Origin of the sequence: Pseudomonas sp. HMSC057H01, from assembly GCF_001836405.1 — a bacterium.
Classification (GTDB): Bacteria; Pseudomonadota; Gammaproteobacteria; order Pseudomonadales; family Pseudomonadaceae; genus Pseudomonas; species Pseudomonas aeruginosa.
This window is the reverse complement of sequence record NZ_KV828519.1, coordinates 1-415: the sequence shown is the minus strand read 5'-3', so window position 1 is coordinate 415 and position 415 is coordinate 1. Positions and strand designations below refer to the sequence as shown.

Sequence of the window (415 nt, the reverse complement as noted above, 5' to 3'; positions counted from 1 at the left end):
CGGCTGGCGAGTACCCCCTTGTCCTGGTTGAGCATGCGTGGCGTTGTGATGTCCAGGCCACTGTCACCAACGATCTTGCCACCGCGGTTGTCCAACTGTTCGCGAGCGCTCGCCACCACCCTCGACGTGCTGGAGATATCGCCCGCTCGGTTGTCGATCAACCGAGAGCTCAAGTCGAGATCCTGGCCGGCGACAATGCGACCGCTGCGATTATCGAGCCGATCCGCCTTCAAGAGCGTACGGCGCTCGCTGACCAGCTTGCCGCCCGCACTGTTGTCCAGACGAGCGACCTCGATGTCCATGTCTCCCTTGCTGGAAAGGAGACCGGCACTGCGATTGTCCAGTGCGGCAGCCTGGACCTGCAGCTCGTTCAGACCGACGACCTGGCCGCCACGGTTGTCGAGATCGCCACGGG

1 protein-coding gene is annotated in these 415 nt (G+C 63.4%); it reads right to left on the bottom strand.

Features of this window, described 5'->3' with window-relative positions; genetic code table 11:
* A partial coding sequence (locus HMPREF2581_RS28950; RefSeq protein ID WP_139180926.1) for a hypothetical protein occupies positions 1-415 on the bottom strand: 415 nt, incomplete at both ends.